The organism is Pseudoduganella sp. UC29_106 (assembly GCF_044055365.1).
In the GTDB taxonomy this organism is placed as follows: Bacteria; Pseudomonadota; Gammaproteobacteria; order Burkholderiales; family Burkholderiaceae_D; genus Rugamonas.
Window position 1 is genome coordinate 2,487,889 of sequence record NZ_CP171977.1, and the last position, 16,668, is coordinate 2,504,556.

At 62.2% G+C, this 16,668-nt stretch carries 14 protein-coding genes; 7 read left to right on the forward strand and 7 right to left on the reverse strand.

Features of this window, described 5'->3' with window-relative positions:
* Positions 1–2 precede the first annotated feature (2 nt).
* Entirely contained in the window at positions 3–707 is a 705-nt protein-coding gene (locus ACHMW6_RS12885; RefSeq protein WP_395407483.1) for a polysaccharide deacetylase family protein, read from the forward strand.
* Positions 708–726: 19 nt separating this feature from the next.
* On the opposite strand, the gene ACHMW6_RS12890 is transcribed toward ACHMW6_RS12885, so the two are convergent.
* From ACHMW6_RS12890 to ACHMW6_RS12900, 3 genes are read right to left on the reverse strand one after another with little or no spacing between them, the layout of a single operon-like run.
* The gene (locus ACHMW6_RS12890; RefSeq protein WP_395407484.1) at positions 727–1,395 is read right to left on the reverse strand and encodes a DUF1349 domain-containing protein; all 669 of its coding nucleotides are present in this window, start codon (positions 1,393–1,395) and stop codon (positions 727–729) included.
* The gene (locus tag ACHMW6_RS12895; RefSeq protein ID WP_395407486.1) at positions 1,392–3,539 is read right to left on the reverse strand and encodes a beta-galactosidase; all 2,148 of its coding nucleotides are present in this window, start codon (positions 3,537–3,539) and stop codon (positions 1,392–1,394) included. Before ACHMW6_RS12895 ends, ACHMW6_RS12890 begins: the two co-directional genes overlap by 4 nt.
* 11 nt (positions 3,540–3,550) lie before the next feature.
* Complete coding sequence (locus ACHMW6_RS12900; protein WP_395407488.1) at positions 3,551–3,715, reverse strand: hypothetical protein; 165 nt, start codon at positions 3,713–3,715, stop codon at positions 3,551–3,553.
* A 368-nt stretch (positions 3,716–4,083) separates the two neighbouring features.
* Between ACHMW6_RS12900 and ACHMW6_RS12905 the strand changes: the two genes are divergently transcribed.
* From ACHMW6_RS12905 to ACHMW6_RS12920, 4 genes are all read left to right on the forward strand, one after another.
* Positions 4,084–6,402: a glycoside hydrolase family 3 C-terminal domain-containing protein gene (locus tag ACHMW6_RS12905; protein ID WP_395407489.1), complete on the forward strand. Its 2,319-nt coding sequence runs from the start codon at positions 4,084–4,086 to the stop codon at positions 6,400–6,402.
* 34 nt (positions 6,403–6,436) lie between these two features.
* A complete protein-coding gene (locus tag ACHMW6_RS12910; RefSeq protein ID WP_395407490.1) occupies positions 6,437–7,654 on the forward strand; it encodes a helix-turn-helix domain-containing protein in 1,218 nt (405 codons plus the stop codon).
* A gap of 232 nt (positions 7,655–7,886) precedes the next feature.
* Positions 7,887–8,414 carry a PEP-CTERM sorting domain-containing protein gene (locus ACHMW6_RS12915; RefSeq protein WP_395407491.1) on the forward strand — a complete coding sequence of 176 codons (528 nt, stop codon included), beginning with the start codon at positions 7,887–7,889 and terminating at the stop codon, positions 8,412–8,414.
* Between the two features lie 73 nt (positions 8,415–8,487).
* Positions 8,488–9,687 carry a XylR family transcriptional regulator gene (locus ACHMW6_RS12920; RefSeq protein ID WP_395407492.1) on the forward strand — a complete coding sequence of 400 codons (1,200 nt, stop codon included), beginning with the start codon at positions 8,488–8,490 and terminating at the stop codon, positions 9,685–9,687.
* A gap of 45 nt (positions 9,688–9,732) precedes the next feature.
* On the opposite strand, the gene ACHMW6_RS12925 is transcribed toward ACHMW6_RS12920, so the two are convergent.
* Positions 9,733–11,409: a sodium/solute symporter gene (locus ACHMW6_RS12925; protein ID WP_395407493.1), complete on the reverse strand. Its 1,677-nt coding sequence runs from the start codon at positions 11,407–11,409 to the stop codon at positions 9,733–9,735.
* A gap of 196 nt (positions 11,410–11,605) precedes the next feature.
* Between ACHMW6_RS12925 and ACHMW6_RS12930 the strand changes: the two genes are divergently transcribed.
* Entirely contained in the window at positions 11,606–12,505 is a 900-nt protein-coding gene (locus ACHMW6_RS12930) for a hypothetical protein (RefSeq protein ID WP_395407495.1), read from the forward strand.
* Here ACHMW6_RS12930 and ACHMW6_RS12935 read toward each other — a convergent pair.
* On the reverse strand, positions 12,481–14,505 hold the full coding sequence (locus tag ACHMW6_RS12935; RefSeq protein WP_395407497.1) for a glycoside hydrolase family 2 protein: 2,025 nt from the start codon (positions 14,503–14,505) through the stop codon (positions 12,481–12,483). The genes ACHMW6_RS12930 and ACHMW6_RS12935 overlap by 25 nt on opposite strands.
* A 260-nt stretch (positions 14,506–14,765) precedes the next feature.
* Here ACHMW6_RS12935 and ACHMW6_RS12940 point away from each other — a divergent pair, with 260 nt between their 5' ends.
* Complete coding sequence (locus ACHMW6_RS12940; protein ID WP_395407498.1) at positions 14,766–15,518, forward strand: cupin domain-containing protein; 753 nt, start codon at positions 14,766–14,768, stop codon at positions 15,516–15,518.
* Positions 15,519–15,557: 39 nt separating this feature from the next.
* Here ACHMW6_RS12940 and ACHMW6_RS12945 read toward each other — a convergent pair whose 3' ends face one another.
* Positions 15,558–15,905: a hypothetical protein gene (locus ACHMW6_RS12945; protein WP_395407499.1), complete on the reverse strand. Its 348-nt coding sequence runs from the start codon at positions 15,903–15,905 to the stop codon at positions 15,558–15,560.
* A 105-nt stretch (positions 15,906–16,010) separates the two neighbouring features.
* On the reverse strand, positions 16,011–16,664 hold the full coding sequence (locus ACHMW6_RS12950) for a hypothetical protein (RefSeq protein WP_395407500.1): 654 nt from the start codon (positions 16,662–16,664) through the stop codon (positions 16,011–16,013).
* Between the last annotated feature and the right edge of the window lie 4 nt (positions 16,665–16,668).

A 16,668-nucleotide genomic window follows, 5' to 3' on the forward strand; every position in this document is an offset into this window, starting at 1 on the left:
TTTTGGGAGCAGTCCTCTCAGCAAGTGCTTCCGCCGCCACTAGCTGCGACGCCAATGCCCTCGGCACGGCGCGCACACTGGTGCTGAAGCGCGCATACGGCGCCTGGGGCAAGGCCCAGCACGAAGCGCTGCCACTGCAACAAGGCGAAGTCGTGCTGACCTTTGATGACGGCCCTCGCCCTGAGTCGACGCCGCTCGTGCTCAAGGCGCTGGCCGACCAGTGCGTCAAGGCGACCTTCTTCATGATCGGGCGCAATGTGGAGCAATCTCCGGACCTGGCGCGGCAGGTGGTCAGGGAAGGGCATTCGACGGCCTCTCACAGCTACACGCACGCCAGCCTGCGCAAGCTCACGCCGGCAGAGCAGCTGGACGATCTGCGGTTGGCAAACGCCAGTTATCGGGCGGCCTTCGGCGCAGAGCCGCCTGCCTACCGCTTCCCGTATCTCGAGGAGACGCCAGACCTGATGGCGGCGCTCAAGTCACAGGATATCGCCGTGTTCTCGGTCGATATGGGGATCGACGATTGGCAGGAAAACGATACGACCGGCATCCTCGCCGCACGCCTGGCTGAGCGCCTGAAGATCTCCGGCGGCGGCATCGTCCTGATGCACGACGCGCACCAGGCGACGGCGAACGCAATGCCCATTCTGCTCAAAGTCCTGCAGGCCAACGGCTTCCGCATCGTGCATATCGAATGGGAAAAATAAGCTGCCGGCCCGCTGGGCCCTAGCGCAGCTTCCACAGGTCCACGGGTCCCGTGCCGTAGCGGAAATCGCTGAACACGGCGCTTGCTCCCTTGCCTTCCGGCGACTGGACGGCGAAGCCCGCATGGAAGCCGTCCGGTGCATCAAGGTTGAATTTGCGGATGATAGTCCAGTTGCGGCCGTCCGGCGAGGCATAAAAGAACAGGCCGCGCTGCTGCTTGGCGACCTTGAGATAAGTGGAGGTGGCGCTGACCGGGTAGGCGGTGGCGTCGTCGGAAAAGCCGCGGGTAATCACGGACACGATCGCCAGGCCTCCGCCTTCCTGGGCTTCGAGGCACAGCTTGGCCCAGTGCGTTGGCGTGCCGTAGAGGGCGAGGCAACCAGCGTCATACAGGGCATGCGAGCTCACGTCGACTCGCGTGCTGAAACTGAAATTTTCCCCGGCTTTGAACAGCAGCCGCGGCGCTGAGTCGGGACGATGATCGCCTTCGCCGGGCCATACGAACCAGTCGGTCTTTGCGCCGGCGGCGAGCGTGAAGCTGCCGACGCTTTCGGACGACCAGTTGGTGGTACCGTTCTGCCAGATCAGGCTTGCCGGCAGGCCCGGAAGCTTCGGCGGCTCCTGCGGGGCGGCAGCAGCCGCCGCTGCGCAGGACAGCAAAGCCGCCAGCAGTGCGCCCGAGCGCTTCATTTCGCCCCCTTGGCTGCGGCGTCCTCTTCGATGATCGCCAGGTCCCACGGTGCGAGGGTCAGGCTGTCATCCGTGCGCAGGCGGCGGTTGGCCAGAAGTTCCGTGCCCGGCTTGTGGCGATAATTGAAGCTGACAGGCGCGCCGGAATAATTGAAGTAATAGCGCACGGTGCGGCCCAAGCTGTTGGTACCGGTGCGTGCCTGCACGTTGGTCGGCAAGTCCTGGTCAGGGCCGGTCAAGCCCTGCTCGCGCAGGAAAGACTGCAGGACCGCTTTCTGCAGATTGTCCGACAGGTAGGTGCCCTCGTAGAGGACCTTGCCCGCGCCGAAATCGTTGGTGGTGATAGCGGGCCAGCGGCCAAAGAAGGGGTGATCGTAGTAAGCGAGGGCCTTGGCTTTGTCCAGCTGCAGGAACTCGGCCCAGTACTGCACCTTGTTGCTGTCGCCCGTGCGATATGGATCGTCTTTCAGGGCCAGGGGCTGGGCCAGATTGGAGAATTCCTGGTAATGGAAACCCAGCGCTTCGCGCAGCGGCCCCGGCGCCATGGTCCAGCGCACGGCGGTGTTCTCGTTCGCGAAGCCGCTCTTGAACGTCATGACAACACGGCCGCCCTTGCGGATGTATTCCTTGATGCGGCCCAGCAGCGCGTCATCGGCCACATACAGCATGGGGACGATCAGCACCTTATAGGACGAGAAGTCCTCCGTTTCCGGGAAGACGAAGTCGGTGCCCACGTTCAGGTCGTACAGCGCCCGGTGGATCTGGCGGACTAGCGAGGAGTAGTCGGCCTTGGCGCCCGTGCCGGACCACTGAGCGTCCTTCGCGAACGGCATATCCTTGATGGCGTTCAGCGAGTCGCGGCTCCACAGGATCGCTACGTCGTTGTTGATGCGCAGGTTGGCCAGCTTCGGGCCGATCTTTTGTAGTTCCTGTCCCGTTTTGCTCATTTCCGCGTACGCGCGGTTGGGCTCCATATCGTGCGACAGCACCCCTTTCCAGTAGGTTTCCTGGTTCGCGTGGATCGATGCCCAGTGCCAGTATTCGACCATGTTGGCGCCGTTGGCGAGGTGGGTATAGACATCCTGGCGGAACTGGCCGTCATACGGCGGATACTGGAAGGAGGAACTCCAGTCGGTCGTTTGCGCATTGGTTTCGAGGACCAGGAAATTGCCGCGCTTGAGCGAACGCGTGAAATCGGCCTGCAGCTTCTGGTCGGCGCCGTTGTAATACTCCTGCGGCGCCCAGTGATAGATGTTCACTCCCGCGATATCGAGTCCCTTGGCGACGGCTTCCTCGTTCACATCGTTGTGCATCGAACCGGCGAAATCGTGGGTGATGAACTGGCGCGGCGAAGCGCATTCGCGCACGAGCTGCGCCTGCCAGTGCAGGAAGTCGGTGACGCGCATCTGGCTCCAGCGCGACCATTCGAGCTTGTAGCCCGTGCTCTGTGCGCCGTCCGGGCGCGGCAGGTCGGCCCAGCTGTGCAGGTCCTGGCCCCAGTAGTTCAGGAGCCAGGCTTTGCTCAGGTTTTCCGGCGTGCCGAATTTCTTCTCCAGGTAGTGCTGGAAGCGCGCGAAGACGTCGTCGTTGGCGGCGCCGTAGCTGCTCGTTTCGTTGTCCACCTGCCAGCCGATGACGGCCGGATTGTCCTTGTAGCGCGCGGCGATCTTGCGGATCAGGCGTTCGGCATAGAAGCGGTAGGCCGGCGAATCGGTATTCATGTTCTGGCGCATGCCATACATGTTCTTTGCACCGTTGAACTTCTGCGCCAGGATTTCGGGATGCTGCCTTGCCATCCAGGCCGGAATCGAATAAGTCGGCGTGCCCATGATGACCTTGATGCCGGCCTTGCCCATGGCCTCGACCACCCGGTCCATCCACGCGTAATCGAAGCGGCCGTCTTCCGGCTCCCACAAGCTCCAGGTGGATTCGCCAAGGCGGACCACGTTGAAGCCCGCGGCCTTGATCATCGCCACATCCTTCTCCAGCCGCTCATACGGCATGTACTCGTGGTAGTAGGCCGTTCCATACAACACCGTGGGGAAGTCGGGCTGCCTGGCGGAAGGCTTTGCGGCCTCGCCGGCGTGAGCCGATGACGCGATCAGGCAGGAGAGGGCGCACGAAAGAAGTGTCCGTCTGAGCATTCGATACCTTCCTAGGCAAATAGCCAATTGTGAATGGCGGCTGCCGGCTGCGCAATTACGAAAATCACCGGCAAGCGAAATGATTTGTCGTTGATGCTGCGCTGCGAAATTTCATGCGGGGTCTTGGCGGTTTTTGCAATTGCCGCGCCATCGTGCAACTCCCACAATACGACCACATCAGAAGCCTGTTATGACAGCTCGAGTCAGGGGAGACACCGGCCGGGCGCTTTTCAAATGAAAGCTACAACAATATGAAAACCTTGATGTCGAAGGCAGTGTTTACCCTGGCGATCTGCGCGACCCCGATTGTGCAGGCGCAGGCATTTCATGGCGTGATCGGCACCATCGTCAATGCTGCCAAATGATGACGAAGCCCCGTTTCCCGTTGCCGGCATGTCTGGCCCGAATATACCTGGAACGTAACGCTGAAACGGCCCGTCCGGGCAACCAGGTTCCCTTGTAGTCTGCAGTCTCCCACTACCTCACTGGTAGATTTCGGGGTGGCCTCGGCCACCCCATTTTTTTCGCAAAGGATTCCGCCACGATGAAGAAGATCAGCCTCCTGTCCGCCGTTGTCGCACTGTGCTGCGGCACCGTACTGGCCGCGGAGACTGGCGCCGGCAATGCGCAGCCCTGGATGAATTCCCGGCTCAGCGCGGGCGAGCGGGCCGACCTGGTGGTCAGGGAGATGGCGCTGGATGAAAAACTGAAGCTGGTGTTCGGCTATCTGGGCGCCGACTTCGACGCGAAGAAGACCAGGCGCCCGGCGGAGTCGCACAAGCAGTCGGCTGGCTTCATCTATGGCGTGCCGCGCCTCGGCATTCCGCACCTGTGGGAAACGGATGCAGGCGTGGGCGTGGCAAGCCAGGCCGGCCCGGATGCGCGGCCCGGGACGGCGCTGCCCTCGGGCTTAAATACTGCGGCCACCTGGGATTTGCAGACCGCCTATTCCGGCGGCGCGATGATTGGCGCCGAAGCGCGCGCCTACGGATTCAACGTCATGCTGGCCGGTGGCGTGAACCTGATGCGCGAGCCGCGCAATGGACGCAATTTCGAGTACGGGGGCGAGGACCCTCTGCTGGCCGGCAAGATCGTCGGTGCGCAGATCAGGGGCATCCAGTCCAACCATATCGTCTCCACGCTGAAGCACTTTGCATTGAACGACCAGGAGACTGGCCGCACAACGTCCAACGTGAGGATCGATGACAAGTCGGCCCGGATGTCGGACCTGCTGGCCCTGCAGATTGCGAAGGAGGAGGGCAATCCCGGCTCGGTCATGTGTTCCTACAACCGTGTCAATGGCGTCTACGCGTGTGAGAGCAGCTACCTGTTGAGTGAAGTGCTGAAGGGGGACTGGGGCTTCAAGGGATGGGTCATGTCGGACTGGGGCGCTACGCACAGCACCGCGGCCGCCAACGCAGGGCTGGACCAGCAATCCGGCATCCCCTTTGATGTGTCAGACTATTTCGGCGGCCCCCTGAAGGAAGCGGTGCTGAATGGCTGGGTGCCGTCCGCGCGCCTTGACGACATGGCACGCCGCATCACCTACGCCATGTTCGAACACGGCGTGGTCGATCACCCTGTGTCGCCCGCTCCCGGCAAGATCGATTCCAGGGCCAACGCCGCCATCTCGCTGAAGGATGCGCAGGAGGGCATGGTGCTGCTGAAAAACGGCGGCGAGGCGCTGCCGCTCAGGCAAAACCTCAGGCGGATGGCCGTGATCGGCGGCCATGCGGACAAGGGCGTGCTGGCCGGCGGCGGATCCTCGCTGGTGTATCCCGCCGATGGCAACGCGGTGCCGGGGCTGGCGCCGCAGACCTGGCCCGGCCCGGTAATGGTCTATCCCTCGTCGCCGCTGAAGGCCATCCAGAAACGATTGCCAGGGGCCGCGGTGGCCTACAACGATGGCAGCGATCCCGTTGCCGCCGCCAATCTGGCGCGCGAAAGCGAGGTTGCGATTGTCTTTGCCACGCAATGGACGGGGGAGGGCATGGACGTGCCGAACCTCGCACTGACGGGTAATCAGGATCAGGTGATTGCAGCGGTGGCGGCGGCCAATCCGAACACCATCGTGGTGCTGGAAACGGGAGGACCGGTCACCATGCCTTGGCTGCCGAAAGTGTCCGCGGTACTGGAGGCATGGTATCCCGGCAGCAGCGGCGGCGAGGCGATTGCCAGCGTGCTGTTTGGCGAAGTCAATCCTTCCGGCCACCTGCCCGCCACGTTCCCGGCGTCGGAAGCGCAATTGCCGCGTCCCGTCCTCGATGGTTATCCGGAAATGGCGGACAAGCGCTTTGATATCGACTACCACGAAGGCGCCGCTGTCGGCTATAAGTGGTTCGACCTGAAGGGCTACCAGCCCTTGTTCCCCTTCGGTCATGGCCTTTCCTATACCGCGTTCGAGCTGTCCGGCCTGGAGGCCGCAATCAAGGACGGCGCTCTGCAGGCGTCGTTCACGGTGAAAAACACCGGCAAGCGCGCGGGCAAGGAAGTGGCGCAGGTGTACGTGTCGCCGGTCAGCGCGAAGTGGGAAGCACCGAAGCGGCTGGCTGGTTTCCAGAAGGTCGAAGTGAAGGCTGGCGCCGCGGCCAGGGCTTCGATCGCGATCGATCCGCGCCTGCTGGCGGACTACGACTCCGCCACGAAAACCTGGCGGGTCGCAGCCGGCGAGTACAAGATCATCCTGGCTGCCGACGCCGGAACAGGCCAGCGCGCCAGCACCGTGATTCGCCTGAACGAGGCTGTCTACGATGTCAACGGAAAGCGCGTGCAGGGCGACCTGCATTGGGTGGGTGAGCGCTGCTGGCATCAAGTGTCGCCATGGTCAAACCGAGCTGTTATGATGCAGGGACAGAGCCCATAATGGGGTGCATGGAGACATTTGAAGCTGGACCACAATGCAAGAGTTCTATAGGAAGGCGCTGCTCACGCTGATTCTGCTGGTGGTGGCGGACGCGCTGCTGGCCGTTTTTTTCATCCATCAAAGCTATCTGTCACTGACTTTGCTGCCGGGGCATCGGGACGGCGTTCGCTGGCACTACAGCACGTATTCGGATATCGCGACCGGGGGATCGTCCGCCGTGCGCCTGCATGATCCCACCCGGGAGCGCATGCGTTTCGACTTCCGCTTGACCGACCAGGCGCAATTCCCCTTCGTTTCCACCCAGCTGGACCTGGACGATACAAAGGGGCGCCCAGCGCTCATGAACTGGTCGAAATACAGGACCGTGACCTTCCTGGCCCGATGCGCGCCAGCCAATTCCATGATCATGGTGGTTTCCACCTTCGACGCCAAAGTCACAAAGCCAGGCAAACCTGAAACTTTCCGGTCGCCCGGTACCTATTTTTCCTGCAACGAACAAGGCGTGCCGGTTTCCCTGGACCTGACCAAGCTGACGCTGCCCGACTGGTGGTTTGATGCGATGAAACTCGATCTGTCGGATCGGAGTTATTCCCTGGACAAGGTATCGAAGATCGTGATTGGCACCAGTAGCAATACCCGCCGCAATGTGGATTCTTTTTTCGAGGCAAGTGAGCTGACATTGCGCGGCCGCGACCAACGTTATATAGTGGCCCTGGCGGTCATTATTATTGCCAGCTGTGCCGGATTTGGCATCTGGTTTTTCCTGGCTCATTCACGTGCGCTGGTTGCAAGCCTGAACAGCAAGCTAAAAAAAGATTTGCCTCTGGTGGCTTATCGCCAATTAACGCTTGAGCCATATAAAGATAAGGAAAAAGCATCGGTCCTCAGGTTTATTGCCACTAATTACACCAATACTGATCTGGATCTCGATGGCGTCGTCGCCGGCACAGGTGCAAATCGCAATAAGGTGAATGAGGTGCTGAAAACGGAACTGGGCCTGACTTTTACCAGCTATTTGAATAAATTGCGGCTGACGGAGGCCGCCAGGCTGCTGACTGAGAAAAATAGTGCTGCCGTCGCCGAAATTGCTTATTCCGTCGGGTATGCCAACGTGTCCTATTTCAACAAGCTGTTCAAGGACGAATACGGCTGTACGCCGAAGGCTTTCCGGACCCTCGCCAGCCAGCAAGGCGAGCCTGCGGAGAGTTGCTCGGATGAGTCACCTGCCGCCGAAAACCGCCACAGCGCCTGACGCGGCGCTCTCACTCCCTGCAGAAGTAATACAAATTTCTGCACTGTGCTAGTAATTTCCCCCTGTTCGTTAGTGCCGTACAGACACGCGTCCTATCCTTGAACCGGGTCCAGCTCCGCGCTGGTCCGGTACTTCCAAGTTGCAAGTTACCATAAGATCGCCGTCCTCGCGGGCCAGGCGGCGTCCGGACATCGTCCGGCATTCAAAAGAAAAACTAATATGGAGGAGAGAGGTGGTTTTAAAACCAATTTGCGCGCTGCTGCCCGCAGCGTTATTACTCGCTTTTGCCGCCAAAGCGGAAACTTATAAATGGGATGCGGTCGCCATGGGCCACGGCATTTATATGCGAACCGACGCAAGTGGCGCTTATCGCTGGGATATGCAGCGCGAGCGTTGGATTCCATTGCAGGACTGGTTACCAGAGGAACGCACGAGTTTAATGGGCGTTGAATCGGTGGCGGTCGATCCGAAAAATGCCGCCAATGTTTATCTCATGGCCGGCACGGATTATGCCAATGGCAGCAAAAGCGCAATATTGCGGTCCCGCGATTATGGCCAGACTTTCAAAATAACCGGCACTACCCCGCAATTCACAGTTCATGGCAATGCCACGACCCCGTTTGCAATCAACCCTACACCTTTATCGCGGCCGATTTCGATAACATCGCCCGCCGTTCCCGAGCCGGGCAGCCTGGCCCTGATCACGCTGGGTGTGACGGCGCCGGGCTGGCCGCGCCGGCGCAGGAAACGCCCGGTCTGACCACTGCAGCGGCCGCAGAGCCGCCTGGCCGGCCGCGGCTTTGATTTTCATTATAAAAAAGCAGGATGGAGACATGAAAACGAAAGCACACCGCATAGCGTTGCTGTTCAACGCGAACAAGAGCTTTGACCGCGAAGTCATCGCCGGTATCGCTGCCCATCTTGGCAGCACGCGCTCTGCCTGGGACCTGTTCCTGGAAGAGGACTTCCGCCTGCGCCTGGCCGGCATCGAAGACTGGCAGGGCGATGGCATCATCGCGGATTTCGATGATCCGGATGTGGCGGCGGCACTGGCGCGCTGCGACGTTCCCGTCGTTGCGATCGGCGGTTCCTATGCCGATGAATCCGAATATCCGCAAGGCGTGCCCTATGTGGCGACCGACAACTTCAAGCTGGTGAAGCTGGCGCGCGATCATCTGATCGATGTCGGCCTGCACCGCTTCGCCATGTTCAGCCTCCCCATCTCCAGGCAAAACCGCTGGGCGCAGGAGCGTGAGGCGGCATTTCGTCAGATGATGGACGAAGACGGCATCGAGGTGGAAATCTTCCGCGGCTGTGAAACCAGCGCCATGTCCTGGGACGAGGCCGTGCAGAAGCAGATTGCCTGGCTGCGCAGCCTGCCCAAGCCGGTCGGCATCATCGGCGTCACCGATGCGCGCGCACGCCAGCTGCTGCAGGCCTGCACCATTGCCGGCATCTCCGTGCCGGAGCAGGTGGCGCTGATCGGCATCGACAATGATCCGCTGGTGCGCGCACTGACCCGCATTCCGCTCAGCTCAGTGATGCAGGGGGCGCAGGAAATGGGACGCACGGCAGCGCACTTGCTGGACCAGATCCTGCACGGCATGCGCCTGCCGAATACCCGCATCCTGGTGCCACCGGCCGGTATCAACGTGCTCGCATCCAGTCAGCACCAGCCCATCAGGCATCCACACGTGATGCGCGCGCGCCACTTCATCCGCCAGTACGCCTGTCAGGGCATCAAGACGCACCAGGTGGCGGAATATGTGGGCGTGTCGCGCTCTTCGCTGGAAACCTACTTCCGCCAGGAACTGGGATGCAGTGTGCACGATGTCATCCTGAACGCCAAGCTCGATGCCGCCAAGGCAGGCCTGGAGAGCGGTCAGCGCAGCATTGCCGACGTTGCGCTGTGCTGCGGCTTCACCTCGACCCAGTACATGCACCTTGTGTTCAAGCGCGAGCTTGGCTGCACGCCGCGCGCCTATCGTGACCGCGTGCTGGGTGAACGTGAAATGGCGGCCAGCGCCGCCTGAGGTCCAAGCGTGCGCCCTTGCGGCGCACGCTTTCTCATCCCGCCATTACCACCAGGCGGTGTAGATCGTTGCCAGCATCACGCAGATGACGGCCGAGCCGAGGGCGAAGGCGCCATCGACGCGGAACAACGAGGTATCGATATGCAGGGGCTTATGCATCGGATCGCGCCGGGCTTCGGCCATCTTGCTGAGCAGGACCATGCCGGCCACCACGAACCAGAACACGATGAACATGCGGTCCAGGAAGGGGATCTCGGCCACGCCGGCGTCGGTCATCTTGGCGAAACCGACGGGGATCAGGAAGGACAGGTCCATCATCGAGGGCAGGAACTTGAGCACGATCGAACCGGCAAGGCCGCCCACGGTGGCGAACATGGCGGCGCCGGCGGTGGTCTTTTTCCAGAAGAAGCCCAGCAGGAACATGGCCAGGATGCCGGGCGATACGAAGCCGGTGTATTCCTGGATGTACTGGAAACCGCCTTTCTTGTCGATGCCCAGCATCGGCGCGATCAGCACGGCCAGCGCCATGGACACCACCACGCTGACGCGGCCGATCCACACCATGCGCTGCTCGCTGGCTCCCTTGTTGAAGGCCTTCTTGTAGATGTCCAGCGTGAAGATGGTGGCGATGCTGTTTGCCTTGCCGGCCAGCGATGCGACCACGGCGGCAGTCAGCGCGGCGAAGGCGATGCCTTTCAGGCCCGATGGCAGGAGGTTAAGCAGGATGGGGTAGGCGCGGTCCGGATTCAATTCGCCGCCCTGGTGCATGGCGTCGCCCAGCGCGCCGGATTTGTCGAGCGCATAGGCGGCGATACCCGGCAGCACCACGATCACCGGCATCAGCAGCTTCAGGAAGGCGGCAAACAGCAGCCCTTTGCGCGCGGTGGGCAGGTCGGCGCCGAGTGCGCGCTGGGTGATGTACTGGTTGCACCCCCAGTAGTTCAGGTTGACGATCCACATGCCGCCCAGCAGGACGGACAGGCCGGGCAGGTCCATGTAGTTCGGATCATCGCGCTTGAGGATCATGTCGAAGTGGCCGCGGGCACGCACGAACAGTTCGGAGAAGCCGCTCATGGCGCCGTGCTTGCCGGCCAGCGCCGCCACCAGGTCGAGCGCCAGCCAGGTGGTCACCAGGCCGCCGACGACCAGGCAGGTCACCTGCACCACGTCGGTGTAGCCGATCACCTTCATGCCGCCCAGCGTGATGACGGCAGCGAAGATGGCGAGGAACAGCATGCAGGGCAGCAGTGCGATGCCGGACAGGCTGCTGATGGCCAGCGCGCCCAGGTAGAGGATGGAGGTCAGGTTGACCACCACGTACAGGCCAAGCCAGAACAGGGCCATCGTGGTCGCCACCGACTTGCCGTAGCGCTGCTCGAGGAACTGCGGCATCGTGTAGATGCGGTTCTTCAGGTAGACCGGCATGAAGAAGACGGCCACGATCACCAGCGTGGCGGCGGCCATCAGCTCGTATACGGCGATGGCCATGCCGATCTTGTAGCCGGAGCCGCTCATGCCGATGAACTGTTCGGCGGAGATGTTGGAGGCGATCAGCGAGGCGCCGATGGCCCACCAGGTCAGCGAACCTTCGGCCAGGAAGTAGTCATGCGAAGCCTGTCCGGAGCCGGCCTGCTTGCGCCGGTAGACCCAGATGCCGTAGCCGGCCACCAGAACAAAATAGACGAGGAATACGAATAGATCGAGGGTGGAGAAAGTACTCATGGAGTGCTCGGAATGAAAGGTTGTCTCTGGCCAGCGAACCGCGTGGCGGCTCAGGCCCTGTTATTGCCGCACTGGCGGCACGGACGTTCTTGTTTGCTTGTCCGCTGCGTTCGCATTATTGCCCAAGATGGGACGCTTCAGGCTATCCGGCGGCTCAGTTCAGAAGAATCGTTCTGCCGGTTGATGATTTTCGTAATTGAAAGCGCTTTTCATGAATCGCAGAATGGCACAAAAAGGAAAACCGACTTTGATTACGACAAAATCCCTGGCAGGTACTGCAGGCATGCCGCGCGCGCCCCGAGTCTTCATGCTGCGGAACGCCGGCGGCATGACCGTGACGATCAGCGAACGCGATGCGTCCGTGGCTTCATGGCGGGCTCCGGACCGCTATGGCCGCATGGCCAATGTGCTGCACGGCGAGGGCGAGGGGTCGGGTACAGTCAATTTGCAGCCCGCCCGCTGGCGCGGTTTTCAGGCCGACGGCGTTGTAACGCTGCTGGCCCAGGGCATTGCCATCGATTTGCAGGTCCATTACCGTCTTTCCGACGATGGCTGCCTGATCGTCGACTACGATGCCATGGCCGGTTTTCCTGTTCCGCTCAAGCCGAAGGCGGCGCCGTGCTTCAACCTCAGTGGCTGCCATCAAGACATCGGCGACCACATGCTGCAGATCGATTCCGACTACTTCGAAGAAACCGGGGCCGATGGTGCGGCCTGCGGCATTGCCGCGGTGGGCGGCACGCCGTTCGACTTTCGCCAGCCGGCCGCCATCGGTCCGCGCCTGCGCTGGCCCGACGCCCGGCTCGAGATCGATCGCGGCTTCGATCATTGTTTTTTCGTGCGCAATCATGTGCACGGCGGGCAGGGCATGCTGCGCGAGGTCGCCCGCGTTTTTGATCCGCCTTCCGGGCGCTGCCTGCAGGTCAGCAGCACCGAAGCGGCAATACGATTTTCCAGCGGCCTCCGGTCACGCGCATTTTGCCTTGAGTCGCATGCGCGTCCCGGGATTATCAAAGAGAGCTGGCCGCATGTGATCCTGCAACCGGGGCAGATGTACCGGCAAACTTCGGCCTACCGGCTCTCGCTACAGGAATAGACATCGGCAATTCCGGCAGGCGCAGGGCGGTAATGCCACTCGACGGCGTCGCTGGCCGCGCCTGCGCTGACTTCGATGCGGTTAGCGCCTTCCGTCAGCCGCACTGGCCAGGTCGCGATATGTCCGACGACAGGCTGCTCGCCGAGGTCAACTCCATTGACGCGGAGGCGGGCCGTTGGCTGGTTGATGTAGACCTTCAACTGCACGTCCGCGGCCGTGCGTTGCACATAACGGCGTGAAGTGATGTACACCATCGGCGCGGAAGACCAGTTGGCCTGGTACCAGAAATACGCGTCCTTTTTTACGCTGCGATCAAAGCTGACCAGGCCTTTGTCGTTGAAGCCCGCGCTGTCGCCTTCATTGCGTCCCGCCGAGGGAAAGTCGAAACCTACCCAGATAAAGCTCGACCAAAGCCAGGGCCGCGCCTGCAACTGGCGCCATGCCGCTTCGTGATACAGGGCCTGGTATTGCTCCGGATGCCAGCGGCCGCCGGGAGCAGGGCGCAGGGGCGGATCTTCCTGCTGTTGCGCACTGGCGCCGGCGCCATACTCGCTCACCGCCTGCGGCGTGGCGGGCGTTCGGACGTGGTTCCTGTCCAGGAAGGGACCAAGGTCGGCAAACTCGCCGTCATACCAGCCGTAATACACATTGGAGCCGACAGCGTTGGTGTGCGACGCCTGCGGACCTTCAATCGGGGCGCAGCAGTTTGCATAGACTGTCGGCCGGCCGGAATCTTCACGTCGCGCCATTGCGTGCAGCAAGGACAGCACGCGAGCGCTGTCTTCATTGACCTTGTAGATCTCGTTGCCCAGTCCCCATACTGCAACCGACGGATGATTGCTGTTCTGGCGTATCAATTCGCGAAGCTGCTGGACGCTGTTCGCCTGGAATGCCGCGCTGCCGCTCACTTCCGCCGTCAGCGGCATTTCAGTCCAGAGCAGCCAGCCGAAGCGGTCGGCCAGATCGTAAGCATGCTGCGGATGCTGGTAGTGCGCGTACCGCAGGCCGGTGACGCCGAGGTCGGACAGGATCCGGTAGTCGGCATCGATGTCCGCGTCCGAGACGGCGGGGCCTTTACCCGGCAGGATGGTCTGGTGGACATTGACGCCGTGGACAGGATAAGGCGCTCCATTCAGCAAGAGGCCCCTGTCGGCGTCGAGCCGGATATCGCGGATGCCAACCTGGAAATCGAGCTTGTCCAGCACCGCGTCCGAGACGTCGGCATCCAGTTCGGCTTCACTGGTGTACAGATAGGGATCGGGGGCGCCTTGCCACAGGTGAGGAGAGGGAAGCGCGCTTTCCAGTGTGACGGTGGTGACGCTGCGCGGCGGCAGGGCCACCATTTTTCGTGCCGAGGCAACGACCTTGCCTTCCGGATCGCGCAGCCGCGCGTTGACGACTGCTCGTACTGGGCTGGGCCGGTCATTCGCCACGCGCGCAGTCCACGCCAGCGGCGTTTTCGCGGGCGTGACGCCGGGAGACTGGAAGTAGACGCCGGGACCGCCGTAGTCGAGCATGTCGAAGTGCACGTCGCCAGTCGTGACCAGGCGGACCTGCCGATACAGGCCGCCCGCCATCGTGTAGTCCCCGCCGAGCGGCGCCACGTCCGGATTGCGAGCGTTGTCGACTCGCACCAGGATTTCATTGCTGCCGGATTTTAGCCAGGGCGTAACGTCAAAGCGGAAGCGCGCGAATCCGCCTGCATGGGTGCCGGCGTGGCGACCGTTGATCCATGCCTCCGTGACCAGCATGGCGCCGTCGAATTCAAGGAAATGGCGCTGGTCCGTCCGTTTGCCGCGCAGGTCCAGGGAGCGCCGATACCAGGCCGCGCCACGGTAGTAATTGGGGTTGGCGCTGTCGCCGGCATTGAAACTGTGGGGCAGGGCGACGCTTTGCCAGCCCTGCTGGTCGGCCTTGCGGAATTCCCAGCCTGCGTCCAGCGGCACCGTAAAGCGAGCCTCGGCCCAGGCCATCAAAGGCGCCAGCAGTGCTGCCGGCACTATCCACATCCACGCGCGCATAATCCCCCGCCAGATTGAGTCAGCAGGTATTCTCCATACCCTTGCGGCGCTATGCAATTGTGAAATTCGGTAAGCGTTGCTGCGATTTTTACCGCCGCGCGACTGCCTGCGGTGCTGGCGTGCCATTTGACAGCCCAAGAACGGCGTTTTCTGTTGTTCGCGCCCATCTGAATGCGCTCAACTGCGCCGCAGCGCGTGCTGTAATACCAGTCACAGACTACTCACTCGAACAAGCGACCATGACGAATCCGCAACCAGCGTCCGCCGCGCGCCCCGGCGTGCCATCCTTCATCGACCTGCGCCAGTTCGCGCAGGACAAGAACCTGGGCAGTCCGCATGTTCCCTCGCCCGGCGAGGACGGCTTCCTGTCCCGCCGCCGCCTGCTGGATCTTGCGCAGGGACCGGTGACGGTTGGCGTTATCGTACTGGACGCCGGGGGCGGAGAAGTCAGCGCCATGCCGGCCGATGAATTCATTATCGTCACCGAGGGCCGCCTGCGGCTCTCGCAGTTGCGCGGCGTCCTGGAGCTCGGGCCCGGCAACAGCGCTGTTCTCCCGCACGGTGCGGCATTCGCCTGGTCGGCCGACGAACCCGTGTCCATCATCTTCATGCGCTACAGCGGCAGCCAGCCGGGCGAGCGCGCGCTCGTCCCGATCAAGGAAGCGCCAACGCTGGAACCGTCCGGCGCGCCGCTGGCCGAACTGCTCCTCACGCCCACGCCGGCCTGCCGCAACTACACCGATTACCGCTCGGCGGACGGAGAATTCGTCTGCGGCACCTGGGACTCCACGCCTTACCATCGGCGCGCGATGTCCTACCGCCACTACGAGTTGATGTACCTGCTGGAAGGCAGCGTCACCTTTGTCGACGAAACGGGCCGCAGTGGCACTTTTTCCCGCGGCGACATCTTCCTCGTCGAACAGCACGCCCAGTGCAGCTGGGAGAGCCGCGAAGATGTGGCGAAAGTCTACGCGATCTACCGCCCGGCATAAAGCGCCAACCACTTCAGCGCGGTGGCCGCGGCCCTGGCATCAATACAGCCCGCCGATCTTCCCCAGCATTCCAAGGATTGCCGCGCCATAGCCAATCGCGAGTCCGACCAGCCATCGCGTCGTTTTTTGCATTTCCTGGCGCAGCTCTGCAAACCCCTTGTCTGTGTGTGCGCGCAACTCAGCCAATCCCTGGTCAGTATGCGCGCGCAGCTCAGCCAGGCCCCGGTCTGTATGCTCTCGGAGCTCGGCCACTCCCCGATCGCAATGCTCACGCAACGCGTCGATGCTCGCGTGAATCCGAGCAAATTCTTGCTCAAACCGGTCCATCTGCTGCCGATGTTCTTCCACTACTGCCTCAACTTTTGCAATCCGCTCTCCATGGTCCATGGGTCCTCCCGCCCAGTCACCTCAACTTTGGGGCAGGCTGGGCGGAGCATATTGTGATTAGACAGTTAATCCGCAAAAAGTTCCCGGGCCTTTGATGACGAGCCGTTAGCGATAGCTCACCGCATAGCCGTCGAGTACCCGCTTGCCGTCGTCGGCGACGAGCCTGAAGGCCGCAGGCTGATAGTCGAGCGAGCGAATCGCGTAGCCATCGTAACTGCCAGCCAGCGTACAGCCGGCAATGGTCAGCGTGAGCGGCAGGGTGCCCGGCACGGAACTGTCGGTCCGCAGCGTGCCGGACAGCTGGCATGCCCCACCGGCCGCCGTCAGCTTGCCATCGGCATCGAGCCTGAAGTCGGCGCCGTCGCCGCCGAACCGTATGGTGTAGTTGCCCGCCAACTGAGCCAGGGTAACGGCCGACGTGCGCAGCTTCATGCTGCTGGCCTGGTTCAGCGTCACCGGTCCGGCCAGCTCGCCCGGCGCCCGGCGTATCGTCCCGCCGTCGAGGCGATACACGGCCTGTGCGCCCTGGCCGTCGTTGGGACCGACCAGAATGAAGCCGCGGCCTTCGCTATCGGTGAAGGCTTCGCCGTAGCTGCCGAGCGGGTCGCCACTTACCAGCAAGGCGGCGGTCTGGGTCGCCGCAGGTGAACCTTCCAGCACCACATTTGATTGCGGCCCGTCGCCGGAGCACGCCGCCAGGGTCAGGCAGGCAAGGCCTCCAAAAGAAGCAAGGCGCGGTTTGCACAATGGGATCAGCATGGGG